Here is a 26,403-nt window from a genome sequence, read left to right on the forward strand (position 1 = left end):
TGGTGTTGTCGTACGGCCCGACCCGCTACGCTGTGCCGCACGCGACGACCGTCAGCGGGGGCGGGTCGGCTTTCATCACACCACATGTCAGCGGAGGTCGCCGTGTCGATGCCGATCCTGATCTCGATCGTCGTGCTCGCGGTCATTTTCGTGATTGCGACCGTGCGGCCGGTCAATCTCGGGGCGCTGGCGCTGATCGCCACCTTCGGCATCGGCATTCTGCTGGTCGGTGAGGATCTGAAGGCGACGCTGGCCGGTTTTCCGGCTGACGTCTTCGTGTTGCTGGTCGGCGTGACGTATCTGTTCGGCATCGCCGCCGTCAATGGCACCATCGAATGGCTGGTCAACGGCACGGCCCGGCTGGTGCGGCAGAACCGGCTGGTCATTCCGTGGATGTTGTTCTTCGTGGCGGCGATACCGACCACCATCGGTGCCGCCGGTCCGGCCAGCGTCGCGCTGCTGTCGCCGTTTGCCTTGCGGCTGGCCAAAAAACACAACATCAACCCGCGGCTGGCCGGTGCCATGGTGCTGAACGGTTCCAACGCCGGCAACTTCTCACCGCTGAACGTGCTCGGCGTCATCGTGAACGGCACGATCGCGCGCAACGGCCTGGAGGCGAGCGCGTTGTGGCTGTGGCTCGGAAACTTCGGCTTCACGGTGTTGCTCGGCGGCGCCGCCTTCCTGGTTTTCGGTGGACGTCGACTGATCCGAGAACGCGGCGACCGTACGCCCGTGAACGACGACGCGGTGACGGAGGAAAAGCCGGTCGGCCGGATCCCGCTGATCGCCACGCTGGCCGCGATCGTGCTGGTCGCCGTCGGCGCGTTGGCTTTCCGTTTGGACATCGGCGTCATCGCGCTGACCGCCGCTGTCCTGTTGCATCTTTTCCTGCCGGAGAGCAGCAAAGGCGCGGTTGCCCGGATCAGCTGGTCGACCGTGTTGCTGATCTGTGGCGTAGTCACGTACGTGGCGCTGATGCAGAGAATCGGTGCGGTCAAAGCGATCGGTGGTGCGGTCGCCGGCATCGCGGCACCGCTGCTGGCGATCCTGCTGCTGTGCCTGATCGCCGCGCTCACGTCGGCGTTCGCCTCCAGCATCGGCATCCTCGGTGCCATCATTCCGCTCGCCGTGCCGTTCCTGGCCAGTGGCGACGTGCCGGTGACCGGCGCGGCGATCGCGCTCGCCGTCTCGGCGACCGCCGTCGACGCCGTACCGTTCTCCTCGCTCGGCGCCGTGGCTGTCGCGAGCGCACCGGACGTCGACCGCGACGCGCTCTATCGCGGCCTGATCAGGTGGGGGTTCGCGATGGTGCCGGTCGCGCCGGCCGCCACCTGGTTACTGTTCGTGCTCCTGTGACGGCCGCGGCTATAGTTGAGGCCGCGCCGCCGGGGGAGGAGACGCCATGTCGACGTGGGACTGGATCGGGATCGGGCTGATCGCCGTCCTGGTGATCGTCACCGGCGTGATCGCCATCTGGCTGGTGGTCAAGGTGATCCGGCACTACCGGATGGTCATGCGGCCGGACGTGCCGGTGGCCGCGAAGATCACCTTCTTCGCCTCCATCGCGTACGCGATCTTCCCGCTCGACCTGCTGCCGGACCCGGTGCTGATCGACGACATCGCGGTGCTGGTCGGGGCCCTCGCGTATCTCGGCCATGTCGCCAAGAAGCTCAAGGACCCCGACGCCGAGCTGACCGCACCGGGGCAACCGCTCAAGCAGTCGCCGAGCGCCGGCACCAGGCGCTAACTCCCAGGCCAGCCCGCGCGGCTCAGCCGGCTTCCGGTGGGAACGGGACGTTCTTGATGGCGCGCGCGGCGAGGTCGCGTACGTTGCCGATCGCGCGCATGCCGCCGTCGCCGGGACAGTCGGTCCGGCTGGTCTGCCGGTGCGGCCAGACGCTCGGCAGCGTGACGGTGACCTGGTGGCGATACATGGTGTTCGGGCCGCCGGTCATCGAGATGTCGCCGTGCGCGTCGCGGTCGTACGTGCCGAGCTTCCAGCCGATCCACCGCGCGGCCGCCTCGCGCATCACCTGCGGCACGTCGTCCTTGGTGAAGCTGCCGAGCATCGAGATGCCGCCGGAGCGGTAGTTGAAACCGCCCGCGTGTGCGCCGATCACCGGCCGGTCGATGCCGCCGCAGCGACCCTCCCAGACCCGGCCGAACTTGTCGACCAGCGCGTTGTAGCCGATGTCTCCCCATTTCCTGGTGACCGCGTGGAAGTGATAGATCGACCGCAGGATCGCCGGCACGTCCTCCTCGTCGTATTTGTTCGAGGTCTCCGTGTGGTGCAGGCAGACCGCGCGGATCGTGTCGGAGTATTCCGGCCGCCAGGTCATCTGACGCTCGTCGGCCTTCCAGTCCTTGCGGGTCAGCACGTCCGGCCGGCTGGAGAACGTACGCGGATGCGCCGCGCGGTCGGTGTCCAGCCGCGCCGGGTCGATCAGCGCGAGCCGCACGTCGCGTGGCGACCGGGCGCCGGAGCCGGAGACGATGACCTCGAGGCCGCCCGCGGCGCCGGTCCACAACGGTTCGGAGCCGGTGCGCTCCTGCTTGGCGGTGTCGAAGGCGTCGTCGAGACCGATTGCCTGCCAGTCCGACCACCGGCCGGCGCCGTCGGTCGTGCGTACGGCGATCGACACCTCGCCGTTGTAGAGCTCCTGCGGTCGCTCGGTGGCCCACGTCAGGCCGACCAGCGAGAAGGCCGGCACGTCCTGGGTGCGGAAGCGGATCGACCGTACGTCCGCCTTGCCGCGCATCAGGTGCATCCGCGGGGCCTCGCCAGCGGTTGGTACGCCAGGCGGCAGTCCTGGTGCGGCGGTCACCCCGGCCGCCGGTGTGCCGAGGTTGCCGAGCTCCAGCTCGTGCGCTGTCGTCGTGGCCCGCAGTGACGCGCGGCGTGCGGTGGCCGCCTCGACCGGAGCGGACAGCGCGAACGGCGCTAACGCGGCAGCGGACAGAATGGTACGACGGTTCATCAGACCCCCCAAAAGCCCTCAACTGACTCGTCGGAGTATGTCTGATTTATGCCGTCTGTGACTAGAGTGGTCGCTGAGATTTAAGAGTCGGATGAGAGAGCATCGGCGGCCGTGATCAGCTCGCCCAGCTCGGTCACCTCGTCTTCCGCGAGTACGGCGAGGCAGTGCGCAAACGTCACGCTGGTCGTCTCCTCGGCGCCGTTCCACCGCTCCCGCAGGTCCGGCATGGCGTCCGCACGACGTACCAGCGGCTCGATGTCCTCAGGCCGCCAGGCCGTGCGGCGCAACCGCGGCAGGCCACCGATCGGATCACCGAGCACGGCCAGTGGTACGTCCAGTCCGGCCGCTCGCAGCGCGGCGAAGTGCAGGCCGCCGCGCAGTTCACGCAGCAGCATCAGCGCGTACGCGGCTCGCTCCGAGGTGGCGTCCGGACGCGACTGAGCGCGCCAGCCGGCAAACAGTGGCAGCGCGGTCGCCTCCGCGCGGTCGATGACCTTCTCGGCCAGCTCGACCAGCCGGTCGGCGCCGGGAAAGCCCGCGAGCCGCTCCGCGCTCCACGCGCTCAGCGCGCCAACGTACGCGGGCACGGCCGCCTGCGCCGGAAGGGCCTTGGTCTGTTCCCAGGTCATCTCCACGACCCAGCGCGGAAACAGGCCGAGCAGGCTGACCGCCACTGGCGCCGCGACCGATCCGGCCGCGCCGATCCGGCCGCGGAAGTAGAGTGCCGTGCCTGGCATGCCATAGCGCTCGGCGGCGGTGTCCATGTGTTCGCTGGTCATGAAACGGCCACCGACGCGTACCAGCGCGGCCGCGGTGGACCGGGAGACTTCGAGGCTCTTCGGCATGCCAGGATCAAAGCATGCCGAACACCGTCACCGCGGAGGACGAGGTCGTCGATCTCTGCCGCGAGCTCATCCGGATCGACACCAGCAACACCGGTGAGACAGCGACCAGCGCCGGTGAACGCGTCGCCGCCGAGTACGTGGCGGAGAAGCTGTCCGAGGTGGGGCTGGAGGTGACGGTCAGCGAGAGTGAGCCGACCAGAGCCAGCGTGGTGACCCGGATCGCCGGCACCGACTCGTCGCGTCCGGCGCTGCTGCTGCACGGCCACCTCGACGTCGTGCCGGCGCAGGCCGACGACTGGACGCATCCGCCGTTCGCCGGGGAGATCACCGACGACGGCTATTTGTGGGGCCGCGGCGCCGTGGACATGAAGGACATGGACGCGATGATCCTGGCGCTCGTACGCCAATGGAAGCGCGATGGCTGGACTCCGCCGCGTGATCTGGTGGTGGCTTTCTTCGCCGACGAGGAGGCCGGCAGCATCCACGGCGCGCACCACCTGGTCGAGACCAGGCCGGAGCTGTTCGACGGCGTCACCGAGGCGGTCAGCGAGGTCGGCGGCTTCAGCGTGAGCCTGGACGCCGACCGCCGGCTCTATCCGATCCAGGGCGCCGAGCGCGGCATCGGCTGGATGAAGCTGACCGCGACCGGCCGCGCCGGCCACGGCTCGTTCATCCACGACGACAACGCGGTGACCACGCTCGCCGAGGCGGTCGGTCGGATCGGCCGGCACCGCTTTCCGCTGCAGATGACCGACACGGTCGCGGCGTTCCTGCGCGCGGCCGCGGCCGAGCTCGGCATCGAGGTCGACCTGGACAACCCGGAGCTGACCGTCGACAAGCTCGGTCCGATCAGCAAGATCATCGGCGCGACGCTGCGCAACACCGCCAACCCGACCATGCTGTCGGCCGGCTACAAGGCCAACGTCATCCCGGGCAAGGCGGAGGCGGTGATCGACGGCCGCTTCCTGCCCGGCACGCAGGAGGAGTTCGAGCGGACGATCGACGAGCTGGCCGGTCCGGACGTGACCCGCGAGTGGGTCGGCGGCCAGGCGCAGCCGGCGCTGGAGTTTCCGTTCGAGGGCGCGCTGGTCGACGCGATGACCGCCGCGCTGATCGCCGAGGACCCGGGCGCGCGGCCGGTGCCGTACATGCTCTCCGGTGGCACCGACGGCAAGGCGCTGAACCGCCTCGGCATCCGGTCGTACGGCTTCGCGCCCCTCAAGCTGCCGGCCGACCTGGACTTCGCGGCGCTGTTCCACGGTGTCGACGAGCGCGTGCCGACCGAGGCGCTGAGGTTTGGCGTACGCGTGCTCCGGAGGTTTGTCGAGAGCGCCTGATCGGCGGTGACCGCGGATGCGGCACCCTGGCGGTCATGACCGACCACGACTTCACCGCTCACGCACGAGAACTCATCGACAGAAACCGCTATCTGAGCCTCGCCACGGTCGATCCGGACGGCAGGCCGTGGGTCTCGCCCGTGTACTTCGCGCCGGGGGAGGACGGCGAGTTCATCTGGGTCTCCACCGTCGACGCGGAGCACTCGCGCAACCTCGCCGCGCGGCCGGACGTCAGCCTGGTGATCTTCGACTCGACGGTCCAGCCGTACCACGGTCGGGCCGTGTACGCGTCCGGCGAGGCGTACGCGCTGGCCGGCGACGACCTCGACCGCGCACTGAGGATCTACCCAGGCGCGGCTGATCGTGGCGGCGCACAGCTGACGCTGGACGACGTGACCGGCGACGCGCCGTACCGCCTCTATCGGGCAGCCGCCACGCGGCTGTGGGTCCTCTGTCCGCGTGAGCCACGGCAGCCCTGCGCCGCGCACGGTCTCGCCAAGGACCACCGCGCGGCCGTACCGCTGGTCAGGCGGCGACAGTCGGCTTGAGCCGAGCCCAGGAGATGGTCGCCGGCACGGCGATCAGCAGGCCGATGACCGCGCAGATGGCGATCGTGTAGGAGCTGGAGCCGATCAGCTGGGCGATCACGCCGCCGGCGGCGATGCCGAGCCCCTGCGAGACGCGCAGGCCGGTACGGAAGACGCCGTTGGTGCCGCCGCGCATCTCAGCCGGTGTCCAGGTGGCGACCGCCGAGATGACCGAGATGTGGTACGCGCCGGTGGCGCCCGCGACGACCAGCAGGAACAGTGCCAACGGCAGGCTCGGCTGGAAGAAGAACAGCACGAGGATCGCCAGTGACGCGGTGGAAAGGATGCCGATCATCGACAGCCGTGCCTGTGCGTTGAAGAACCGCGACAGCACGAACGCGCCGATGATGAAGCCGAGCGGGTCGGCGGCGAGCAGCCAGCCGACCGCGGCGTCGCCGGCGTGCAGTTCCTTGGCCAGTGGCGCGGCCAGCCCTTCGACGACCACCGCGAGGCCGACCAGCCAGGACAGCGTCAGCAGGACGCGCATCCGGCGCTGCTTGAAGACCCAGCCGGTGGAGGAGAACCAGCTGGTCATCTCGCCGCCGGGCGCCGGCCGGCGGGACAGCAGCAGCCACACGGTCGCGGCGGCGAGCAGGCAGCTCACCGCGTCGATCGCGAGCGCGAGCGACGTGCCGATAGCGGCGATCAGGAAGCCGCCGACCGCCAGCCCGCCGAGCATGATGGTGTTGTTGCTGATCTGCCGCAGATCCTGCGAGCGTACGTACACCTCGTCGTCCTCGATGACCTCGCGCGCGAGCGCGTTCTGCGCGGCGTTGGCCGGCGCCAGCAGAAACTGTTGGAGGACGACGAGCAGGCACAGCACCGGCAGCGGCATGTGCGGAATCGCCATGAGCGCGAGGCAGGTGGCCTGGCCGAGCGAGCAGACGACCAGCACGTTGCGGCGCGGAAACCGGTCGGCGAACTGCGACAGGCCGAGTCCGCCGGCGATCGCCGGCAGGAACGTGAGGGCGAAGACGCCGGCGGCCCAGAGCGCCGATCCGGTGCGTGCGTAGACCAGGACCATCAACGCGACCTTGGCCAGCTGGTCGCCGGCGGCCGACTGGGACTCGGCCAGCCACAGCGCGCGGAACTCGCGGTTGGCCAGCACATCGCGCGTACGCGGACGGAGAGCGGTTGTCACGCCGGTCAGGCTGGCATTTTTCTTAGCGCTACAACCAGGTGTTGCGTGTATTGACAACGATTGTCTTACTCATTGCCGAGCAACGACCACAGCCAGCGAGGAGACTCCGTCTGCGCGCCGACCGCACGTACTCGTTCGCGCAATGCCCGGTCGGCGGTGATGACCGTCGTTTGCGCATTTCGCGCTGCGTCACGCGCCTGCTCGACGATCGTGTCGTCGCCTTCGCCAGGCGCCGCGACGACCCGTACGCCGGTCGCGTCCTCAGTCGCGAGCGGCCGCGCCCTGCCTTCTACGACCAAGATCACGTCGATGCTGTCCGGCGGCTGCCCGGCATGCCATTCGTCCAGCTCCGCGCGCAGCCGGCGGGCCGCGCCGAGCCGGTCGCGCCACCAGCCGTCCGGCCGCGACCCCACCACGTTCGCGCCATCGACGATGAGAATGTGCGCCATCGCGATAGGGTCGCAGGTTCCCCCTCAAACCAGGCACGAAGGGCCCCGGAGTGAGCGAATTCAGCGATGACCTCGACGTCGCACTCGAGCGCGTCACGCACGCCGCGAAAGTGCACTTGGAGGCCGTACGGTCCGGCAGCGAACCGGCCATCGAGGAGGCTTTCCGCGCGCTGGCCGCGGCGTCCGAGTCATACGGCCACCGGCTGCGTTCGACCACCGGCGAGGTGACGCCGTGGCGGCCGGTGCGGGCGACCCGCCGCCGGCCGGACCCGTCGTCGCTGGTGCACGACGGCATGACGATCTCGGTGCGCAAGCGGCGCGACTACACCGTGCCGAACGTGGAGGACCTGCTGGTCGCCGCCACCGAGGTCCGCAACGACTCGTACTCCTCCGGTGGCGACGACGTGCACTGGTCGGACCTCGACGCGGAGATCAACGACGTCGGCGAGGCGATCTACGAGCTGCTGCAGGCCGCCGACGGCTCACTCGCCGGCCTGGACTTACCCGAGCTGTGGGCCGGCGCTGGCCTGATCATGGTCAACGCCGTGCCGCGGCCGCTCGACCTGGACGAGGACGACGACCAGGAGGACCTGCCGTTCCTGCTCGGCCGCCGCACCGCCGTACTCATGCGCATCGACGAACAGGTCCAGCCAACCGTCGTCGCCGAGCCCGACCCCTTCGACGACGATGGCGCCTGACCCCGCCCTGGTGCGGCGGCGTCGGGTCTCCCTCTCCGCCTGACCGGCTCGCCCCAACAGTCGCCAGTTACAGCGACTGGCAATCATGCGGGAGTGAAGCCGTTTTCCTTGCGTCTAGCGCTAGTAAAGCGGCTTTCACCTCGTTCACAAGCATCACCAGCCGGACATTTAGCGCTCCACCTGCTTGCGGGTCTCACATAGTGGACCTTCTCGCCACTTGTCGGGGAGCCGTGGAACGCCCCTTCGGCGGACCAGCCAAGACCGCGGGACGGACGCCTGGCCGCGCGCGAATCATCAAGTTTCTCGAGGCACCAACAAACAAGCCGCTGGCGGACAGCTCAGCGGCCTTGTCGCGGGGCCGTCAGGTGGACAGCCCCGGTTGCAGTGGGTGGGTACGCCGCCGCCGCAGCAGGACCTGCCGGGTCCCGTCCGCGAAGAGTCGCAGCTTCGCCAGCTCCCAGCCGGAGAACTCCGCCTGGATGGCCAGTTGAGCGTGCGCCGTCGCGGTGTCCGTGTTGGGCGGGATCCGCAGCGGAGCGTACTCGTAGTCGGGTGGACTCACGCTCCCATCCTGCACCGTTCACGGCCCGCTCGTCTCCCCGACACCGAGAGTTTTTTTCCGGCAAACGCCGGCTAACTCCCCGTTTGGTCAGGGGAGGAGACGTCGTCGAGAGCGGAAATGATCTCTGGTGGCAACGAAAGTCCCTCGGTGTCCAACGACACGAGCAGCTGCTCGGCCGTACGCGCACCGACCACCGGCGCCACCACACCGGGCTGGTCGCGGACCCAGACCAGCGACACCGCCAGCGGCGAGACGCCGAGCCCGTCGGACGCGGTGGCCACCGCCTGCACGATCCCGGCCGAGCGATCGTCCAGAAATCTTCCGACAAAACGGTCAAACCGCGAGGATGCTGCCCGCGAGTCCGCAGGCACGCCGTTGCGGTATTTGCCGGTCAGCACGCCGCGGCCGAGCGGTGACCAGGGGAGTACGCCGACGCCGGCATCCCGGCAGGCCGGCAGCAGCTCGGTCTCCGCGCCCCGCGCCAGCAGCGAATACTCGACCTGCGCGGAGGCGATCGGGGCGCGTCCCGGCCAGGCCGCCTGCCAGGCCGCCGCCTTGGCGACCTGCCAACCGGTGTAGTTGGAGATGCCGGCATAACGTACGCGCCCGGAGGACACCGCCAGGTCGACCGCCGCCAGCGTCTCCTCCAACGGTGTCCGGTCGTCCCACGCGTGCAGTTGCCACAGGTCCAGATAGTCCGTACGCAGCCGCCGCAGCGACGCGTCCAGCGCGGACAGCAGGTGTCCGCGCGAGGCGTCGAAGCGGCGTTGGTGGTCCGGCCGGGCGACCGCCTTGCTGGCGATGATCACCTCGGCGCGGTCGTACGATTCGGCGACCAGCGTTCCCAGCAGCCGCTCGGCCTCGCCGCCGCCGTAGACGTCGGCGGTGTCGACCAGCGTCCCCCCGGCGTCGGTGAACGCCTTCAGCTGGGCCGCCGCGTCGTCCGGCCCGGTGTCGGAACCCCAGGTCATCGTGCCGAGCGCCAACCGGGACACCATCAGGCCGGTGCGGCCGAGGCTGCGCAGTTCCATGGTCGCGGACGCTACCGCTGCCCTGCCGAATCCCCGAGCAGCGACCCGCCATAGGCTGCACGAGCGTCACGTCGTGCCACGGGCCGGGGACTGGTGGCACGGCGACATACGGTCGGGAGAAGCGTCAAAGGAGACGAGTGTGCGGCTGGCGGTGAACCTCGGCTACTGGGGAGCCGGGAACGACGCGGGCAACCTGGCCCTGGCCAGGGAGGCCGACCGGCTCGGCTATGCCGTTGCCTGGGCCGCCGAGGCCTACGGTTCCGACGTGCCGACCGTGTTGTCGTGGGTCGCCGCGCAAACGACCAGGATCGACGTCGGCGCCGCCGTGATGCAGATCCCGGCGCGTACGCCCGCCGCCACCGCGATGACCGCGGCGACCCTGGACACGCTGTCCGGCGGCCGGTTCCGGCTCGGTCTCGGCGTCTCCGGCCCGCAGGTCTCCGAAGGCTGGCACGGCGTACGGTTCGACCATCCGCTCGGCCGCACGCGCGAATACGTCGACATCGTGCGGCTCGCGCTGTCGCGCAAGCGGGTCGCGTACGACGGCAGGCATTACCAGCTGCCGCTGCCGGACGGTCCCGGCAAGGCGCTGCAGCTGACCGTGCACGGCGCGCGGACCGAGATCCCGGTCTACATCGCCTCGGTGGGGCCGAAAAACCTGGAGCTCACCGGCGAGATCGCCGATGGCTGGCTGGCCATCTTCTTCGCGCCCGACTTCGCGCCGGAGCCGCTCGGGCAGGTGCGCGCCGGCCGCGAGAAGGCCGGCAAGACCATGGAAGGGTTCGACGTGTCCGCCTCGGTGGCGCTGTCGATCGGCGACGACATCGAGGCCTGCGCCGAGCCGGTACGGCCCTATCCCGCGCTCTACATCGGCGGCATGGGCAGCCGCGAGAAAAACTTCTACAACCAGCTGGCGGTCCGGATGGGCTACGGCGAGGCCGCCGCGAAGATCCAGGACCTGTTCCTGGACCGGAAATATCGCGAGGCCGCGGCCGCGGTCCCGCTGGAGTTCATCGACTCCACCTCGCTGCTCGGACCGAAGGAACGGATCGCCGAGAAGATGCAGGCGTACGCGCAGATCGGAGTGACGACGCTGAACGTGTCGCCGGCCGGCAACGACATGGACGTGAAGATCGCCGCGCTGCGGACGGCCGCGGAGGCGCTGGACCTGGCGGGGGTGGCGGCATGATGATCTCGGCGATGTACGCGGAGGCCGCCGCCGGCGACCCGGCCAACCACATGAACCTCATCCAGGCGGTGATCCTCGGCATCGTCGAGGGGCTGACCGAATTCCTGCCGGTCTCCTCGACCGGTCACCTGACCGTCGCCGAGAAGCTGATGGGCCTGCAGATCGACAGCGTCGCGGTCACCGCGTTCACCGCTGTCGTGCAGGTCGGCGCGATCTTCGCCGCCGTCCTCTATTTCATCAAGGACATCTTCCGGATCGCCATCGGCTGGATCAAAGGCATCTTCTCGGCGCAGGCCCGTCAGCAGATGGAGTGGCGGTTCGGCTGGGCCGTCATCGTCGGCTCGATCCCGATCGCGATCATCGGCCTGGTCGGCAAGGACCTCATCGAGGGCGCGCTGCGCAGCCTCTGGTTCGTCGCCGCCGGCCTGATCGTGTGGAGCGCGGTGATGGTGGCCGCCGAGTGGTATCACAACCGGCTCACCGCCGAGCCGCTCGGCCGGCACGGACCGGACGACAGCGGCATCCGGCACGAGGACCAGGTCACCGTCATGGACGGCCTGCTGATCGGCCTGGCGCAGTGCCTGGCGCTGGTGCCGGGCGTGTCCCGCTCAGGGGCGACCATCTCGATCGGCCTGTTCCGCAGCCTGGACCGGGTCGCCGCCACCAGGATGTCGTTCTTCCTCGGCATTCCGGCGCTGTCCGCGGCCGGACTGCTGGAGGCCGTCGACTATCGCGACCAGATCGCCAGCACGGTCGGCTGGGTGCCCACGATCGTCGGCATCGTGGTGTCGTTCCTGGTCGGCTACGCGTCGATCGCCTGGTTGCTGCGGCTGGTCGGCAAGCATCCGATCAGCGTCTTCGTGCCCTACCGGATCATCGTCGGCGTGGTGATCATCGTGTTGGTCGCCTTCGGGTTCATCTCCGCGACCTGACCGTACGGCCGGTCCTCGACGTAGAGTTTCCGCGATGACAACGGTGCTCCTGGTCCGGCATGGCCGGTCGACGGCCAACAGCTCCGCCGTACTGGCCGGCTGGTCGCCTGGCGTGCTGCTCGACGCGTACGGCGAGCAGCAGGCCACAAAGCTCGGCGAACGGCTCGCTGCGGTGCCGCTGTCGGCGGTCGTGGCGAGTCCGCTCGAGCGCTGCCAACAGACCGCCACCGCCGTCGTGTCGGCGCGTACGGACGAGCTGAAGGTCGAGACCGACGAACGGCTCGGCGAGTGCCGCTATGGCGACTGGACCGGCCGGCCGATCAAGGAGCTGCTCAAGGATCCGCTGTGGAAGGTCGTGCAGCAGCATCCGTCCGCGGTCGTCTTCCCCGGCCCGGAAGGCGAGGCGCTGGCGGCCACCCAGGTCCGCGCGGTCACCGCGATCCGTGACTGGGACGCGCGGGTTGCCGAGGAACACGGTCCGGACGCGGTGTGGATGGCCTGCAGTCACGCCGATGTCATCAAGGCGGTGCTCGCCGACGCGCTCGGCCTGCACCTCGACCTGTTCCAGCGGATCGTCGTCGACCCGTGCTCGGTGAGCGTCGTCCGCTACACCGAGACGCGGCCATTCGTCGTACGAATGAATGACACCGGCGGCGACGTTTCCGCTTTGCTGCCACCGAAAAAGCGCCGCCGGCGGTCCCGGGCGAAAGACTCCGACGCGATCGTCGGCGGGGGTGCCGGGGGTCCGGTGGGATCTGAGGCGACAGCCTCGCCGGCCGGCCAGTAGGGTTGCGACATGCCCCGTCGCGTCTACTCTTTCGAGCCGCCGGAGCGGTTCATCGCCGGGACCGTCGGCGAGCCAGGGGACCGCACCTTCTACCTGCAGGCCAGCGGAGGCGGCCGTACGGTCAGCGTCGCCCTGGAGAAGGTCCAGGTGGCGCTGCTCGCCGAGCGGTTGAGCGCGCTGCTGGACGAGGCACGCCGCCGGCTCGGCGCCGACGTGCCGGACGGCGCGCCGGAGCTGGAGGACGCCGCACCGCTGGACACGCCGATCGAGGAGGAGTTCCGCGTCGGCACGCTGGGGCTGGCCTGGGAAGGCGACTCCTCCACGGTGGTCATCGAGGCGACCGCCGAGGGCGACGAGCCGGAAGGCGAGGAGGACGAGGAGCCCGACCCGGAGATCGACGACACGCGCGACATGTTGCGCGTACGCATCTCCGCCGCGGCCGCACGCGCGTTCATCACCCGCGCCGAGCGCGTCGTCGCGGCCGGCCGGCCGCCGTGTCCGCTCTGCGGCCTGCCGCTGGATCCGGAGGGCCACATCTGTCCCCGCCACAACGGATACCGGCGCTGATCCGTATCACAATCGCCAGCCGGGTTTTCCCGGTGAATACTTGCAGGCGATGAACCCTGACACCGAGGTGCTGCTCACCACCGGCGCGATCGAGATCTCCGGTCGGCTGGTGGAGGCGAGCAACGCGACGCTCTTCGGCACGGTGAGCCTGGACGGCGTGAGCGCGGAGTGCGTCTACAAGCCGATCCGCGGCGAGCGGCCGCTGTGGGACTTCCCGGACGGCACGCTGGCCGGCCGCGAGGTCGCCACGTACCTGCTCTCCGAGGCCTCCGGCTGGTCGCTCGTACCGCCGACGGTGTTCCGCGACGGTCCGTTCGGGCCCGGCATGTGCCAGCTGTGGATCGACAGCGAGGACATCTCGTCGCTGCTCGACATCATGCGTGCCGGGTCGGTGCCGGCCGGCTGGCTGCAGGTTTTCGAGGGGTACGGCGCCGACGGCGAGGAGGTCGTCGTCGCGCACGCCGACGACGAGCGGCTGCGGCGGCTCGCCGTGCTCGACGTGGTGTCCAACAACGCCGACCGCAAGGGTGGGCATCTCCTGCTCTCCGGCGACCGGTTGTACGGCGTGGACCACGGCATCTGCTGGCACGGCGACAACAAGCTGCGCACGATCCTGTGGGGCTGGGCCGGCGACCGGCTGCCGGACGACGCTCGCGAGGTCGTGGAGAAGCTGCACTCCGACCTCGATGGTGACCTCGGCGAGCAACTGTGCGACTACATCACGCTGGACGAGGTGATCGCCGCCCGCCGCCGCGCCGACCGCCTGCTGCGTACCGGCCGCTTCCCGTCACCCCGCCCCGACGGCCGCGCCATTCCCTGGCCGCCGTTCTAGTGTCCCGAGTCGCGACACTAGGTCGCGGCGGTGAAGTGGTCGGCGGTGAGTAGTGGTACGGATTGGCTCGCGTCGACTTCGGCGGCGACGGTCACGTCGTCGGCATAGCCGTAGGCGATGAGTTCTCGGCCGCTCGTACACTCGCGCAGCAGCTCCGGCAGGCGGTCGGCGGCGTCACGGTAGGCGGCCGCAGCCGCCGCGGCCTCCGGGGACAGTGGCCTCACGCCAGCCAGTTTGGCGAGCAGCGCGCCGGCGCCCCACAGGTCTTCGAGTGCCGGCCGCAGCGAACCGTCCGGCCACCGCTCGCCGGCCGCGATCACTGTCACGTAGGAGTTTTTGTCGACATTGCTGGAGATCCACGCGGCGGCGGCTTCGGCGTTGCGCAGGCACACACCGATCACTCGAGAGCCGCTGGCGGCGACCCGTTGCGCGATGGTCGACCCGTTCGGCGACGGCAGTACCAGCCGGCGGATGTCGTCAGCCCGGCGGATCGACTGCGCCGACAGGCTGATCTGTCCGTCGCCGGCCTCCGATCTGCCGACCGCCAAGACGGCATCATGCCGTTGCGCGTACGCGATCGCTGTCTCGTCGCGCCAGCGGTAGGGAAACACGTCGATTCCCCGGTCGACGGCGACCGAAAGCGCGGTGGTGAAGGAAAGTACGTCGACGACCGCGACGATGTCGGCGCCCGATCCGACCGTGTCGGCGCCGACCGGCCCCCAGTCGAACCGCGCACGAAATCCGGGTTGTGCGTACAGGTTGGCCATTCCGCCAACGCTAGCCCAGGTGTTTCCATGCTGAAGGGGACCGAGCGGGTCGATCGTCGCCGTCGAATCCTCTGTTACCGAGCCGTCGAGAAACGCACCGAGCCTTTCTTGGCGAGGCTAGCCTTCACCGACCGGCTGACCGTGGCACTGGACACCTACCCGCGGCCCCCGCGTTCACCGCCAACGCGCTGCGTTCTGCGACACGTCACAGACACCAACCCCACCCCAACTCCGCAGCTGAGAACCACCACGGGGTGATGTTTTCAACGGCCATCGCCGGGACCGCCGAAGACGTCGTCATCGGCCCGCCGCTTTTGCTTATGCGCAAAGCGAAAATGAAGGAATCGACGTTCGCGGAGTGATATCGCGGGAACATGCGTTCGACTATGGGTGATGCGATCAGCCTGGTCGACGCGCTGTCCGACAGTGAGGTGAAGCCGTTCCCGCGGGATGCCTGTGTGGAGTTCGCGCGGGCGTACGCGGCGATGGTGGCGGCGATCGCCGCGTTGGAGAATCGGGGTATCGCGGCCGCGGATGGATACCTGCCGCGGCAGACGGCGCAGTTGGTGAAGCAGTTGACCCGTCAGTCGCTTGGTGATTGCCGGTGGTTGGTGAAGGTCGCGCGGTTGACCAGTCAGCGCGCTACCGGCGGCTCGTGTTTCGCTGATGCGGAGTTGCCGGCCACCGCTGTTGCTTTGGCTGAGGTTGGGATCACTCCGGGGCATGTGCGGGAGATCGTGAAGGCGATGTCGGTGGTGCCGCCGGGTTGGCCGGATCGTGAGGGTTTTGATCGGTCGTTGGCGGGGTTGGCGCGGTCGGGCTACCCGGAGGATGTCAAAGAGCTGGGCAAGGTGATCGCGGATCGGATCGAGCAGGAAACACCGCCGCCGGAGGACGATGATGATGATGGGCGGTTGGCGGAGCTGATTCTCCATGGCATCACCTGTGCTGGTGTGTTGCCGCATGACACGCGGCCGTTTCGGCGGAGAAACCAAGCTCCACAACCTCGTGCTGCTGTGCTTCGCACATCACCAAATCGTGCACCATTCGCAAATGGAAAATCAAAATGCGCGGCGGGATCCCGTATTTCATCCCGCCAGCGTTCATCGACCCGACCCGCACGCCGATACGGCACGCGCGCTACAGCATGAAATGCTAGGCCAACCCAACTCATCCGCAAGCTCGTACGGCAGCCGCATTAAGTATCGCGGCGTTGATGACCGATTTGCCACGCGAGAACAGGTGGACGTTGGCTGAGCATGCCGGGGGACGAGATGCCTGACCGGATGCAGCGATTGCTCAATCAGGCGGTGTGGGATCACGCGACGGCTGTCGCGGCGATCCGTGGGGTTTGTCTCCGGAGTGTTGGGTGATCGGTCCTTGTGGGTGGCGGCTGTGGATGCGTCTGGGCAGCTGAAGCAGGGCAGCGCGACGGCTGGGGTGCAGCGCCAGTTGGGTGATCCAGATCGTCGCGCCGCGGTGAAGCAGTTCCTACCGCCGGCGTCATCGCAGATCAACTCGGCAGGTCGCCTCCGTGGCCGGTTCAAGAGGCGAACGCGCATATGCCTGGGCCAGGTCGGCACCGTCAGCCCTCGCCATTTTCTGCTGATACGCAAGCATCTGGACACCGGTGAACTGGCCTACCACTACTGCTACGTCCCGCCAAGCGAGCCGATCCAGGCCATGACACTGGTACGGGCGGCGTGCCTGCGGTGGCCGGTCGAGGAAGATTTCGAGTTCGGGACAGATCAATTCGGGCGTGACCAGTCTCAGGTCCGCCTCTGCACCGCGCTAGTCCGGCACATTGTGTTGACCATGGCGGCCCTGGTCGTCTGCGCGATCACCGCAGCTCAGGCCAAAACCTGGGCGCCGGCGTCCGTCCTGCCGCACGCACCTGCTGACCTGCCACCGTCAGAGCTCGGCGTGATCGCACTGACTGTCGCCGAGATCAAACGCCTATTCACCCTGCTAACCCGCCGCATATGGCCCGACATCCACCACCGAGCCCGACTCCGCCGACACCACCAACCGGCATGACAAGATCAAAGTGCTAGTGCGCGAAAAGCAGCGCCGGGATCGGTGCGCTCTCGCCGGACAACCGGTCGACCGAGCTGACGAAGTATGTGTACGTGCAACCGGTGACCGCGGTGGTGTCCACATAGGACTGTCGACGGCTGGTGGCCGGCGCGACGGCGATCAGGTGGCTGGCGTCGGAGAAATCGCCGCGCGGATGCGCGCCGATGCCGTCGAAGCGATAGACGGCGTACGACCGTGGCCGCAGCCCGGCGTCCCAGCCGACGGAGCGAATGTCCAGGACCGCACCGGAGTCGGCCCGGCGCGCCGAGACGACCGGCGGTGGTGGCGCCGGACGGCCACGGCGCAGATGCGGCATCGGTGGGGTCAGCGCCGGATGCTGGTAGTGGTCGGCGACCAGCCGGCTCATCGCACCGAGCTTGTCGTCGCCGACGTCTTTCGCGGAAAAATAGACGTTTCCGCGCACCTGTGGATAGTCGCGGTCGAAGGTCAGGTGTTTGGTCAGCTCGGCGGGGTCGAGCCACGGGCCGGTGGTGCCGACTCGATATGTCGCCTCGCCGACATAGAGCTGGCAGTGCGTGCCGGCCACCTGGGTGGCCCACCACGGCACGAGTTTGGCGTAGTCGGCGATGGCGAAACCGAGATACCAGTAGACCTGCGGATTGATGTAGTCGAGCCACTCGTTGCGCACCCACAGCCGCGTGTCCGCGGAAATCGCGTCGTACGACTGCAGACCGTTGGTGTCCGAGCCGAGCGGATCGGCGCTTTTGTTGCGCCAGATGCCAAACGGGCTGATGCCGAACTTGACCCACGGCTTGACCGCGTGGATGCGCGCGTTCATCTCGCGGACCAGCCGGTTGATGTTGTCGCGCCGCCAGTCCTCGACGTTGTCGAAGCCTTTTCCGTACGTGGCGAAGGTTTCCGCGTCCGGCACCGTCTGGCCGGCGATCGGATAAGGATAGAAGTAGTCGTCGAAATGTACGCCGTCGATGTCATAGCGGTGGACCGCGTCCATGATGGCGTCTTGGACGAACGCGCGTACGGCCGGAATGCCGGGGTTGTAGTAAAGCTTCGGACCGTAGACGAAAGTCCACTCCGGATGGCGGCGCGCCGGATGGCTCGGCAGCAGCTGGTTGAGGTCGGTCTGCATGCTGACCCGGTACGGGTTGAACCAGGCGTGCAGCTCGAGGCCGCGATTGTGTGCCTCCGCGACGGCGAAGGCGAGCGGGTCGTAGCCGGGATCGCCGCCTTGTTTGCCGGTCAGGTATTGCGACCAGGGCTCCAGCGGCGACGGCCAGAAGGCGTCGGCGGTCGGCCGGATCTGCAGCACGACCGCGTTGAACCGCCGCCGTACGGCCAGGTCGAGCAGCGCGCGCAGCTCGGATTGTTGTTGCGCGGCCGGTAAACCGGTCGTCGACGGCCAGTCGATGTTGACCACGCTGGCGATCCACATCGCGCGCAGCTGGTGTTTCGGCGCGTACGTGGCCGGCGTCGCGAGCGAGCCGTCTCCAGGCGGCAGGAGCGCCACCGCCGCGCCGGCACTGAGATAGCCGAACTGCCGGCGGGACAGGTGGGGACCCGACAAGGTGGCCTCATTCTTTTCGGCGGATGTCGGGACGAAACTCCTAAGAATCCGGTCGCCGGCCCATCGGCCGTGCGGCCACATTGCCGGCACCGCGCGGCCGGAACCGCCATGAATACGCCGAAAACTCCTGACCGGCATGGGTCAGCGCCGGCCATGTCACAACGGGCCGAATGCGTCCGTCAGTGATATGACCAGACCGGATCATGGAGGACGCACAGTGGACGAGCAGGACGTGCTGGCTGGCAGGTTCGCGGAGAACCGGTCACACCTGCGAGCGGTGGCCTATCGGATGCTCGGCTCGCTGACCGAGGCCGACGACGCGGTGCAGGAGGCATGGATCCGGCTCAGCCGTGCGGACACCAGCGAGGTCGACAACCTGCGCGGCTGGCTGACCACCGTGGTCGCGCGCGTGTGCCTGGACATGCTGCGCACGCGGAAGTCCCGCCGCGAAGAGCTGCACGGCTCCTACTTTCCCGAACCGCTGATCGACCGCGAGGACAGTCAGAACCCGGAGCACGAGGCGTTGCTGGCCGACTCGGTCGGCCTGGCCCTGCTGGTGGTGCTGGAGGCGCTCACGCCGGCCGAGCGGCTGTCCTTCGTGCTGCACGACATGTTCGCGGTGCCGTTCGACGACATCGCGCCGATCGTCGGACGTACGCCGGCGGCCGTCCGTCAGCTGGCCAGCCGCGGCCGGCGGCGCGTACGCGGGTCGGCGGTGCCGGACGCGGACGTGTCCCGCCAGCGTGAGGTCGTCGACGCTTTTCTCACCGCCGCGCGTGGCGGCGACTTCCAGGCGCTGGTCACCATCCTCGACCCCGACGTGACACTGCGCGCGGCCATGCCGACCGGTGTGATCGAGGTGCATGGTGCGGAGACGGTCGCCAAGCAGGCGGCGATGTTCTGGCAGCTGCTTGGCCCGTCCGTCGACATCCGGCCCGTGCTGGTCAACGGTGTCGCCGGCCTGGTCGCGATGCGGAAGGCAAAGCCGTACTCGGTGCTCGCCTTCACCGTCACCGACGGCAGGGTCGCCGCGATGGACATCGTCAACGACCGCGCGCGGCTGGCCGCGCTGGACCTCGGTTAGCCGTCGAGGTTGATGCGGTGCACCATGTCGTCGAGTACGGCGTGCGACTCGCGGGTCGCGGCGTCGGCGTCGCCGGCCTGGATGGCGCGTACGAGCGCGCTGTGATGGACGTACTCGATGTCCAGGTCCGCGTCCAGCGCGGTCGCCACACTGGCGCGGATCACGTCGGTCAGACCGAGGTGCAGCTCGGACAGCAGCGCATTGTGCGAGCAGCGGACGACCGCCAGGTGAAACTGCGTGTCCGACTCGGCGGCCTCCTCCCAGCGCCGCTCGGCCATCGCCTGGTCGCGCGCGGCCAGCAGGTCGGCCAGCTCGGTGGCGTCCTGGTCGGTGCGGTGGATGGCGGCCAGCCGCGCACCCTCCACCTCCAGCAGCCGGCGCACCTGGATGACCTCACGCAGCTGCGAGCCGTAGAGCCGGCGAAGCGCACCTGAGATCTCGCTGGTGGCGCGTACGAAGGTGCCGTTTCCCTGCCGTACGTCCAGCAGGCCGGCATGGGACAGCGCACGGACCGCCTCGCGGATCGTGTTGCGGCCGACGCCGAGCGCGCTGACCAGCTCTGGCTCCGGCGGAATGCGCTGGTCGACCGGCCAGCTGCCGCTGACGATCGCTTGGCGCATCTGCTCGATGACCTGATCCACCAAGCCGGTGCGGCGAGTAGTGGCCAAAGGCACAGTCGCTTCCTTCCCACCAAACATCCTATGTTTGGCACACTTGCAGCAGTGACGGATCACTGCCCCACACAGCCGGTCAGCAGGCCTGTCCGCCGCGTTCTCGTCCCACAGCCTAGGTCCAATGTGCACCGTTCGGCGGCGAATGGCCCCGCCTTGACGGCGACGGAGCGTGCCGGCGAGCTACAGAACGCAGGTGCGGCGGAGACCATCATGCGCCGCCGGCACGCGGCGCTCGCCGGGACCCCGCTGCTTGTGGCCGGTGTGGCGCTGGCCGCGTCCAACCTCCGGCCGGCGGTCACCAGCCTCGCGTCGGTGCTCGGCGAGGTACGGGCCGGACTCGATGCGAGCCCTGCATGGGTCAGCGTGCTGTCGTCGGTGCCGACGATCTGCTTCGGCCTGGCCGGACTCGCCGCGCCGTGGCTGGGCCGCAAGCTCGGCATGGCGCGCGCCGTCGGCCTCGCGCTCGCGGTGCTGACCGTCGGCCTGCTCGTACGTGTCTTGGACGGTCCGGCCGTCGTCCTCGGCGGCACCTTCGTGGCCTGCGGCGGCATCGCGGTCTGCAACGTGCTCATTCCGGTGGTGGTGAAGGAGGCCTTCCCCAACCGCATCGGCGTCGTCACCGGCGTCTACACGGCCACGATGGCGACCGGCGCCGGCCTTGGCGCCGTCCTCACACCGCGCGTCGAGCCGACCTGGGGTTGGCGGCTGACGCTGGCGGCCTGGGCACTGCTGGCGGCCGCCGCGCTGATCCTGTGGCTCGGAGCGGCACGGCATCGTGGTGAGGTCGTGGCGCCGGCGGAGGAGGGCCGGACGAAGCTGCTCGGCAGCGGCCTGGCGTGGATCGTCACGGTGTTCTTCGGGCTGCAGGCGTTGTACGCGTACACAGTGCTCAGCTGGCTGCCGGAGGTGCTGGTCAGCGTCGGCATCGACCGGCCGACCGCCGGCTTGTTGCTCGGGCTGACGCAGCTGTCCGGCATCCCGATCAGCTTTATCGTGCCGCCGCTGGCCGTACGCGCGCGCAACCAGTCGACCTGGACGGTCGCGCTGACCGCCGGCGGCTTCGCCGGAGCGGCCGGCTTGCTGCTCGCGCCGGCCGCGGCTCCGCTGCTGTGGGTCGCGTTGCTCGGCTGCGGCATGGGCGTCTTTCCGCTGATCCTGACGATCATCTCGCTGCGCGCGAAAACGCCGGCCGACACGGCAGGCCTGTCCGCGATGGCGCAGAGCGCCGGCTATCTGATCGCAGCTGTCGGCCCGTTCATGTTCGGCGTGCTGCACACGCCTGGACGCGGCTGGACGGTGTCGCTGCTGATGGTGTTGGCGCTGCTGGCCATCCAGATGGTGTTCGGCTGGCTGGCCGGCCGCGACCGTACGGTGTAGAGAGGATGGTCGTGCGCCTCGACGTGCTCTTCACCAACGGCAGGTTCCGGACCCTCGACCCGGCGCGGCCGGCGGCCTCGCGGATCGGCGTCATCGCCGGCCGGATCGCCGGCTTCGACGAGGAGCTGGACGGCTCGGTCGCCGGCTCGGTGATCGACCTCGGCGGAGCGCCGGCCGTGCCGGGCTTCAACGACGCGCATCACCACCTGTCGATGCGCGGCCTGCGACTGTCCGAGCTCGACCTGCGTGACAGTGTCGTCGGCAGCCTCGACGGCTTGTACGCCGCGGTCGCCGCACGCGCCGCCGAGCTGCCAGCAGGCGCTTGGATCCGCGGCGCAGGCTATGACCAGAACAAGCTCGGCGCGCATCCGACGCGTACGGCCCTGGACGCGGTCGCCGGCGGCCATCCGGTGTGGCTTGCGCACACGTCCGCGCACATGGGGGTGGTGAACACCGCGGCGCTGGCGGCGATGGGCTTCGAGCCTGACTCGGTGCCGGATGTCGACGGCGGCACGGTCGTACGCGACGACCAGGGGCATTCCACCGGACTACTGACCGAACAGGCGCAGGGACTGGTGTTCGCGGTGCTGCGGCCGGCGCCATACGACGACTTCGTCGCGGCCATCGGTGCCGGCAGCGCCGCCGCCGCGGCGGACGGCATCACCAGCTTCACCGAGCCAGGCGTCGGCCTCGGTCGCGTCGCCGGCAACGGCGCGGCCGACGTCGCCGCCTTTCAGGAGGCGCGACGACGCGGGCTGCTGCGGCTGCGCGCCACGCTGATGCCAGTGTCCGGCGCGCTGCACGCGGCCGGAGCGTACGAGCCAGGCGCCGACTGGTTCGGCCTCGATCTGGGGTTAGGCACCGGTTTCGGTGACGAGTGGCTGCGTATCGGACCGGTGAAGGTCTTCTCCGACGGCTCGCTGCTCGGCCGTACGGCCGCGATGTGGGACGACTTCAGCGGCGAGGCCGGCAACCGGGGTTTCTTCCAGGAGCCCGTCGAGGACCTGCGTGCCTTCATCCTGCGCGCACACGCGTACGGCTGGCAGATCGCGACGCACGCCATCGGCGACCGAGCCGTGGGGTTTGTGCTCGACACGTACGAGCAGGCCTTCGCCGAGATGCCACGCGTCGACGCGCGCCACCGCATCGAGCACGCCGGCGTCACCAGCGACGCGGACGTGGCCAGGATGGCCGCGCTCGGCGTGATCCCGGTGCCGCAGGGCCGGTTCGTCGGCGAGATCGGCGACGGCATGCTCGCCGCGCTCGGACCGGAGCGGTCTCGTGGCTGCTATCGGCTGCGATCGTTCGTGGACGCTGGCATCGTGTTGCCCGGCAGCTCTGACGCGCCGGTGGTGAACGGCTCGCCACTGGCCGGCATCCACGACATGGTCAACCGTCACACCGACAGCGGGGCGCCGTTCGTGGTCGAGGAGGCGCTGACGGCGGAGCAGGCGTTGCGGGCCTACACGTTCGGATCGGCCTACGCGGTGCACGACGAGCCATTGAAAGGCGCGCTCAGCCGCGGAAAACTCGCGGATTTCGCGGTGCTGTCCGACGACCTGTTGGCCGTTTCTCCGGAGCGGATCAGGGACCTGGCAGTCGGCGCGACCGTGGTGGGCGGTGAGGTGGTGCACGACGCCGGCGTGCTGTGAGCCGCCCGAAACATGCGGCCGGCACAATGGCGGCATGAGTGGTGAGCTGGCCGGTCGTCGCGTGGTCGTGACCGCGGAGCGGCGGCGCGAGACGCTCGCCGACATGCTGGAGCGGCATGGCGCGATCGTGTCCTTCACGCCGACAATCCACACGACGAGCTCGGCGGACGATCCGGAGCTGCGCTCGGCCACCGATGCCTGCGTACGTCCAGGCGTCGACGACCTGGTCGTCATGACCGGTGTGGGGTTCCGCGGCTGGCTGGACGCGGCCACCAGCTGGAACAGCCGCGACGACCTGGTGGCGGCGCTGCGCAGCGTACGCATCCTGGCACGCGGCCCCAAGGCCGTCGGCGCGGTCCGCGGTACGGGTCTTCGCGAATCGTACGCGGCAGCCTCGGAGTCATCTGACGAGCTGCTGACGCACCTGTTGGCCGAGCCGCTTACCGGTCGGCGGGTGGCCGTCCAGCTGCACGGCGACCGCATGCCAGCCTTTGTGACCGCCCTGCGCGACGCCGGCGCGTACGTCATCGAGGTGCCGGTCTATCAGTGGCATCCGCCGACCGATCCGCAGGCGGTGAACGCGCTGGTCGACGCGATCGTCGCCGGCGAGCTGGACATCGTCACGTTCACCAGCGCGCCGGCCGCCGCCAACCTGCTCGCCGCGGCCGGCGAGCGCCGCGACGACGTCGTCAAGGCGTTCCACGGACCGGTGGTCGCCGGCTGTGTCGGGCCGGTCACGGCGGCGCCCCTGACCGCTCTGGGTGTGCCGACCGTGCAACCGGAACGCGGCCGCCTCGGTGCGCTCGTACGCGCGTTGGAAGAGCACTTCCGGTGAGTCCGACGCTGGTGGCGGTGGCGCACGGCAGCCGCGATCCGCGTGCGGCGCGCAGCACGTACGCGCTGGTCGAGGCCGTGCGCAAAGCGCGGCCGGAGGTGACCGTACGCACGGCTTTTCTCGAGCTGACCGAGCCGCTGCTGTCCGAGGTGCTGGCGGAGCTGGACGAGCCGGCTGTCGTCGTGCCGCTGCTGCTGTCCGGCGGCTATCACGTGCACGTGGACATTCCGGGCGTGGCCGGGGGACACCAGGTCGCACCGGCGCTGGGGCCGTCCGCGCTGCTGGTCGAGGCGTTGAGCGACCGGCTGCGGGAGGCCGGTTGGCGCGAGGGTCCGGTCGTACTCGCCGCCGCCGGCTCCACCGACCAGCGTGCGGTCGACGACAGTCTGACAGTCGGACGGATGCTGTCCGATGCACTGGAGACGGACGTGACGACCAGCTTCGTCTCCGCGGCGAGCCCGACCGTGGAGGAGGCCTGCGCGGGACGGCGGGTGGCGGTGGCGACGTACCTGCTGGCGCCGGGTTTCTTCGCCGACAGGGTGGCGGAGGCGGCCGGCCCGGCGGTCTGCTCGGCGCCGCTCGGGGACCACCCGGCGGTGGCTGGCCTGGTCTGGCAGCGTTACGACGCCTCACGGAGCTGACAAGTTAGGCTCGACGCATGGAATCCTGGTCGCCGATCGACGTCCCCACCGTGCCTGGACGCGGCCCGGAGCTGCGGCTCTACGACACCGCGACGGGCGAGGTGCGGCCGACGGCGCCCGGCGACCCGGCGCGGATGTACGTCTGCGGCATCACGCCATACGACGCGACCCACCTCGGCCACGCCGCCACCTACCTGACCTTCGACCTCGTCAACCGGATGTGGCGGGACGCCGGCCACCGGGTCGCGTACGTGCAGAACGTCACCGACATCGACGACCCGCTGCTGGAGCGCGCCGAGCGCGACGGCGCCGACTGGGTCGTGCTCGGGATGGCCGAGACGGCGTTGTTCCGCGAGGACATGGAAGCGCTGCGCGTGCTGCCGCCGGACCACTTCGTCGGCGCCGTCGAGTCGGTGCCGGAGATCGTCGAGGCGGTCGAGAAACTGCTGGTCGACGGCGCCGCGTACACCCTGACCGATGGCACCGCGGACGTTTACTTCGACATCTCGACCGATCCGCACTTCGGCTCGGAGTCACGCTATGACGAGGCGACGATGCTCGCGTACTTCGCCGAGCGCGGCGGCGATCCGGACCGTGCCGGCAAGCGGCACCGGCTCGACCCGCTGCTGTGGCGTGGCGCGCGCGAGGGCGAGCCGAGCTGGCCGTCGTCGCTCGGCGCCGGCCGGCCAGGCTGGCACATCGAGTGCGCGGCGATCGCGCTGCGCTATCTCGGCGGCGGCAACATCGACGTCCAGGGCGGCGGATCCGACCTGCGCTTTCCGCACCACGAGATGTCGGCCGCGCACGCCGAGGTGCTGACCGGGCAATGGCCGTTCGCGCGGCATTACGTGCACGCCGGCATGATCGGCTGGGACGGCGAGAAGATGTCCAAGTCGCGCGGCAACCTGGTCTTCGTCTCGCGGCTGCGCGGCGACGGCGTCGACCCGGCGGCCGTACGGATCGGCTTGCTGTCCGAGCACTACCGCAGCGACCGGCCGTGGAGCAACGACCTGCTGGCCGCCTCGCAGGACCGGCTGGCTCGCTGGCGCGCGGCCGCTGCCGAAGACACCGCGGCGCCGGCCGCGCCGGTGATCGCGCGGATCCGCGATCGGCTCAGCGACGACCTCGACACACCCGCGGCGTTCGCGGCTCTCGACCGCTGGGCCGACGACTCGCGTACGGCCGCCGCCACCGACCGCGACGCTCCGGCGCTGGTCGCCCAGGCCGCCGACGCGCTTCTCGGCATACCGCTTCGCTGACGGCGGTGCGGCTCAGTCGACGACCCGGAAAGCGGGTGATCTCGGTGCCGGCCGGCAGGGCGCGCACCTGCTCGTGCACCTGGCCGAGGATGGACAGGATGACCGGAAAGGACATCGCCCCGAGGTTGGACACGTCGAAGCCACCGCCGATCACCGGCGGCACCTTGAACGCGTAGATCTCGTCGTCGCCGAGCGCGATCCCGGCCCGGTACGCGGCCATCGCGAGGCCGGCGAGCAGATAGTGGTCTGCACCTTCCTCGGTGTCGACCTCGGCCTTCAGCGCGGCCGCGTCGTCCCAGATCCGCTCGAAGCGGCCTTCCAGCGTGTCCAACAGCCAGATGCCGTCTGCCGACCTGAAGAACACGTCACCGAACAGCGAGGTGAACAGCGGCTTCTGGTCGCCGATGCCGACCCAGGCCCACGGCTCCAGCGCGTCGGCGAGGGTCTCGGCCGGGAAGACGCGGGTCAGGTCCACCCGCCGATCTAGGGCCTGTTTCGAAACAGACCGTAACCGTTACTGGCAGGACATGCTGGCACTGCGGTCGGGCTCGTCCCTCCGG

General features: G+C 69.4%; 27 protein-coding genes and 1 pseudogene. 18 read left to right on the forward strand and 10 right to left on the reverse strand.

Annotated features, from left to right (window positions below):
• Nucleotides 1-84: 84 nt before the first annotated feature.
• Complete coding sequence (locus tag GNX95_RS05595) at nucleotides 85-1,356, forward strand: SLC13 family permease (protein WP_246281516.1); 1,272 nt, start codon at nucleotides 85-87, stop codon at nucleotides 1,354-1,356.
• Nucleotides 1,357-1,402: 46 nt separating this feature from the next.
• The gene (locus GNX95_RS05600; protein ID WP_163506062.1) at nucleotides 1,403-1,747 is read left to right on the forward strand and encodes a YkvA family protein; all 345 of its coding nucleotides are present in this window, start codon (nucleotides 1,403-1,405) and stop codon (nucleotides 1,745-1,747) included.
• A 22-nt stretch (nucleotides 1,748-1,769) separates the two neighbouring features.
• Here the strand turns inward: GNX95_RS05600 and GNX95_RS05605 are convergent, their stop codons facing one another.
• Nucleotides 1,770-2,978: an N-acetylmuramoyl-L-alanine amidase gene (locus tag GNX95_RS05605; RefSeq protein ID WP_163506063.1), complete on the reverse strand. Its 1,209-nt coding sequence runs from the start codon at nucleotides 2,976-2,978 to the stop codon at nucleotides 1,770-1,772.
• Nucleotides 2,979-3,058: 80 nt separating this feature from the next.
• Entirely contained in the window at nucleotides 3,059-3,823 is a 765-nt protein-coding gene (locus tag GNX95_RS05610) for a helix-turn-helix domain-containing protein (protein WP_163506064.1), read from the reverse strand.
• A 14-nt stretch (nucleotides 3,824-3,837) separates the two neighbouring features.
• Between GNX95_RS05610 and GNX95_RS05615 the strand changes: the two genes are divergently transcribed.
• Together GNX95_RS05615 and GNX95_RS05620 are read left to right on the forward strand one after the other, a co-directional pair.
• Nucleotides 3,838-5,160, forward strand: a complete 1,323-nt coding sequence (locus GNX95_RS05615) for a M20/M25/M40 family metallo-hydrolase (protein WP_163506065.1) — start codon at nucleotides 3,838-3,840, stop codon at nucleotides 5,158-5,160.
• Between the two features lie 35 nt (nucleotides 5,161-5,195).
• Entirely contained in the window at nucleotides 5,196-5,708 is a 513-nt protein-coding gene (locus GNX95_RS05620; RefSeq protein WP_163506066.1) for a pyridoxamine 5'-phosphate oxidase family protein, read from the forward strand.
• Here GNX95_RS05620 and GNX95_RS05625 read toward each other — a convergent pair.
• Both GNX95_RS05625 and GNX95_RS05630 read right to left on the reverse strand, forming a co-directional pair.
• Nucleotides 5,686-6,888, reverse strand: coding sequence for an MFS transporter (locus GNX95_RS05625; protein ID WP_222853410.1), 1,203 nt, complete (start codon nucleotides 6,886-6,888; stop codon nucleotides 5,686-5,688). The genes GNX95_RS05620 and GNX95_RS05625 overlap by 23 nt on opposite strands.
• Nucleotides 6,889-6,953: 65 nt before the next feature.
• Nucleotides 6,954-7,337 (reverse strand): PIN domain-containing protein, encoded by a 384-nt coding sequence (locus GNX95_RS05630; protein WP_163506067.1) that lies wholly within the window; start codon nucleotides 7,335-7,337, stop codon nucleotides 6,954-6,956.
• A 50-nt stretch (nucleotides 7,338-7,387) separates the two neighbouring features.
• Between GNX95_RS05630 and GNX95_RS05635 the strand changes: the two genes are divergently transcribed.
• Nucleotides 7,388-8,035: a hypothetical protein gene (locus GNX95_RS05635; RefSeq protein ID WP_163506068.1), complete on the forward strand. Its 648-nt coding sequence runs from the start codon at nucleotides 7,388-7,390 to the stop codon at nucleotides 8,033-8,035.
• Nucleotides 8,036-8,396: 361 nt separating this feature from the next.
• On the opposite strand, the gene GNX95_RS05640 is transcribed toward GNX95_RS05635, so the two are convergent.
• Both GNX95_RS05640 and GNX95_RS05645 read right to left on the reverse strand, forming a co-directional pair.
• Nucleotides 8,397-8,597 carry a DUF5703 family protein gene (locus GNX95_RS05640; protein WP_163506069.1) on the reverse strand — a complete coding sequence of 67 codons (201 nt, stop codon included), beginning with the start codon at nucleotides 8,595-8,597 and terminating at the stop codon, nucleotides 8,397-8,399.
• Nucleotides 8,598-8,668: 71 nt separating this feature from the next.
• Nucleotides 8,669-9,628, reverse strand: a complete 960-nt coding sequence (locus GNX95_RS05645; RefSeq protein ID WP_163506070.1) for an aldo/keto reductase — start codon at nucleotides 9,626-9,628, stop codon at nucleotides 8,669-8,671.
• A 139-nt stretch (nucleotides 9,629-9,767) separates the two neighbouring features.
• Here GNX95_RS05645 and GNX95_RS05650 point away from each other — a divergent pair, with 139 nt between their 5' ends.
• From GNX95_RS05650 to GNX95_RS05670, 5 genes are read left to right on the forward strand one after another with little or no spacing between them, the layout of a single operon-like run.
• Nucleotides 9,768-10,817: an LLM class F420-dependent oxidoreductase gene (locus tag GNX95_RS05650; RefSeq protein WP_163506071.1), complete on the forward strand. Its 1,050-nt coding sequence runs from the start codon at nucleotides 9,768-9,770 to the stop codon at nucleotides 10,815-10,817.
• On the forward strand, nucleotides 10,814-11,749 hold the full coding sequence (locus GNX95_RS05655) for an undecaprenyl-diphosphate phosphatase (RefSeq protein WP_246281517.1): 936 nt from the start codon (nucleotides 10,814-10,816) through the stop codon (nucleotides 11,747-11,749). The genes GNX95_RS05650 and GNX95_RS05655 overlap by 4 nt, the downstream gene beginning before the upstream one ends.
• A 34-nt stretch (nucleotides 11,750-11,783) precedes the next feature.
• Complete coding sequence (locus GNX95_RS05660; protein WP_163506072.1) at nucleotides 11,784-12,536, forward strand: histidine phosphatase family protein; 753 nt, start codon at nucleotides 11,784-11,786, stop codon at nucleotides 12,534-12,536.
• A 9-nt stretch (nucleotides 12,537-12,545) separates the two neighbouring features.
• Nucleotides 12,546-13,103, forward strand: a complete 558-nt coding sequence (locus GNX95_RS05665) for a DUF3090 domain-containing protein (protein ID WP_163506073.1) — start codon at nucleotides 12,546-12,548, stop codon at nucleotides 13,101-13,103.
• A gap of 49 nt (nucleotides 13,104-13,152) precedes the next feature.
• Complete coding sequence (locus GNX95_RS05670) at nucleotides 13,153-13,935, forward strand: SCO1664 family protein (protein ID WP_163506074.1); 783 nt, start codon at nucleotides 13,153-13,155, stop codon at nucleotides 13,933-13,935.
• 17 nt (nucleotides 13,936-13,952) lie between these two features.
• On the opposite strand, the gene GNX95_RS05675 is transcribed toward GNX95_RS05670, so the two are convergent.
• The gene (locus GNX95_RS05675) at nucleotides 13,953-14,702 is read right to left on the reverse strand and encodes a 2-phosphosulfolactate phosphatase (RefSeq protein ID WP_163506075.1); all 750 of its coding nucleotides are present in this window, start codon (nucleotides 14,700-14,702) and stop codon (nucleotides 13,953-13,955) included.
• 386 nt (nucleotides 14,703-15,088) lie between these two features.
• On the opposite strand from GNX95_RS05675, the gene GNX95_RS05680 reads away from it, so the two are divergent.
• Nucleotides 15,089-15,853 (forward strand): DUF222 domain-containing protein, encoded by a 765-nt coding sequence (locus GNX95_RS05680; protein WP_163506076.1) that lies wholly within the window; start codon nucleotides 15,089-15,091, stop codon nucleotides 15,851-15,853.
• A gap of 244 nt (nucleotides 15,854-16,097) precedes the next feature.
• Nucleotides 16,098-16,739, forward strand: a complete 642-nt coding sequence (locus tag GNX95_RS05685) for a hypothetical protein (RefSeq protein WP_163506077.1) — start codon at nucleotides 16,098-16,100, stop codon at nucleotides 16,737-16,739.
• 13 nt (nucleotides 16,740-16,752) lie between these two features.
• Here the strand turns inward: GNX95_RS05685 and GNX95_RS05690 are convergent, their stop codons facing one another.
• Nucleotides 16,753-18,321 (reverse strand): glycoside hydrolase family 10-like protein, encoded by a 1,569-nt coding sequence (locus tag GNX95_RS05690; RefSeq protein ID WP_222853412.1) that lies wholly within the window; start codon nucleotides 18,319-18,321, stop codon nucleotides 16,753-16,755.
• Nucleotides 18,322-18,538: 217 nt separating this feature from the next.
• Between GNX95_RS05690 and GNX95_RS05695 the strand changes: the two genes are divergently transcribed.
• A complete protein-coding gene (locus GNX95_RS05695) occupies nucleotides 18,539-19,405 on the forward strand; it encodes a sigma-70 family RNA polymerase sigma factor (protein ID WP_163506079.1) in 867 nt (288 codons plus the stop codon).
• Here GNX95_RS05695 and GNX95_RS05700 read toward each other — a convergent pair.
• Entirely contained in the window at nucleotides 19,402-20,079 is a 678-nt protein-coding gene (locus GNX95_RS05700) for a FadR/GntR family transcriptional regulator (RefSeq protein ID WP_187369599.1), read from the reverse strand. The genes GNX95_RS05695 and GNX95_RS05700 overlap by 4 nt on opposite strands.
• A gap of 210 nt (nucleotides 20,080-20,289) precedes the next feature.
• Between GNX95_RS05700 and GNX95_RS05705 the strand changes: the two genes are divergently transcribed.
• The 5 genes from GNX95_RS05705 to mshC are packed head-to-tail and all read left to right on the forward strand — an operon-like array spanning nucleotide 20,290 to nucleotide 25,843.
• Nucleotides 20,290-21,456 carry an MFS transporter gene (locus GNX95_RS05705; protein WP_163506080.1) on the forward strand — a complete coding sequence of 389 codons (1,167 nt, stop codon included), beginning with the start codon at nucleotides 20,290-20,292 and terminating at the stop codon, nucleotides 21,454-21,456.
• Nucleotides 21,457-21,461: 5 nt separating this feature from the next.
• Nucleotides 21,462-23,108: an amidohydrolase gene (locus tag GNX95_RS05710; protein WP_222853413.1), complete on the forward strand. Its 1,647-nt coding sequence runs from the start codon at nucleotides 21,462-21,464 to the stop codon at nucleotides 23,106-23,108.
• Between the two features lie 34 nt (nucleotides 23,109-23,142).
• Entirely contained in the window at nucleotides 23,143-23,943 is an 801-nt protein-coding gene (locus GNX95_RS05715) for a uroporphyrinogen-III synthase (RefSeq protein WP_163506081.1), read from the forward strand.
• On the forward strand, nucleotides 23,940-24,584 hold the full coding sequence (locus GNX95_RS05720) for a sirohydrochlorin chelatase (RefSeq protein WP_163506082.1): 645 nt from the start codon (nucleotides 23,940-23,942) through the stop codon (nucleotides 24,582-24,584). The genes GNX95_RS05715 and GNX95_RS05720 overlap by 4 nt, the downstream gene beginning before the upstream one ends.
• Before the next feature lie 17 nt (nucleotides 24,585-24,601).
• A complete protein-coding gene (mshC, locus tag GNX95_RS05725) occupies nucleotides 24,602-25,843 on the forward strand; it encodes a cysteine--1-D-myo-inosityl 2-amino-2-deoxy-alpha-D-glucopyranoside ligase (protein ID WP_163506083.1) in 1,242 nt (413 codons plus the stop codon).
• A gap of 85 nt (nucleotides 25,844-25,928) precedes the next feature.
• On the opposite strand, the pseudogene GNX95_RS44595 reads toward mshC, so the two are convergent.
• Nucleotides 25,929-26,318, reverse strand: a pseudogene (locus GNX95_RS44595) (hypothetical protein); the annotation flags it as partial.
• Nucleotides 26,319-26,403: the final 85 nt, after the last annotated feature.

Origin of the sequence: Fodinicola acaciae (genome assembly GCF_010993745.1) — a bacterium.
Taxonomy (GTDB): domain Bacteria; phylum Actinomycetota; class Actinomycetes; order Mycobacteriales; family HKI-0501; genus Fodinicola; species Fodinicola acaciae.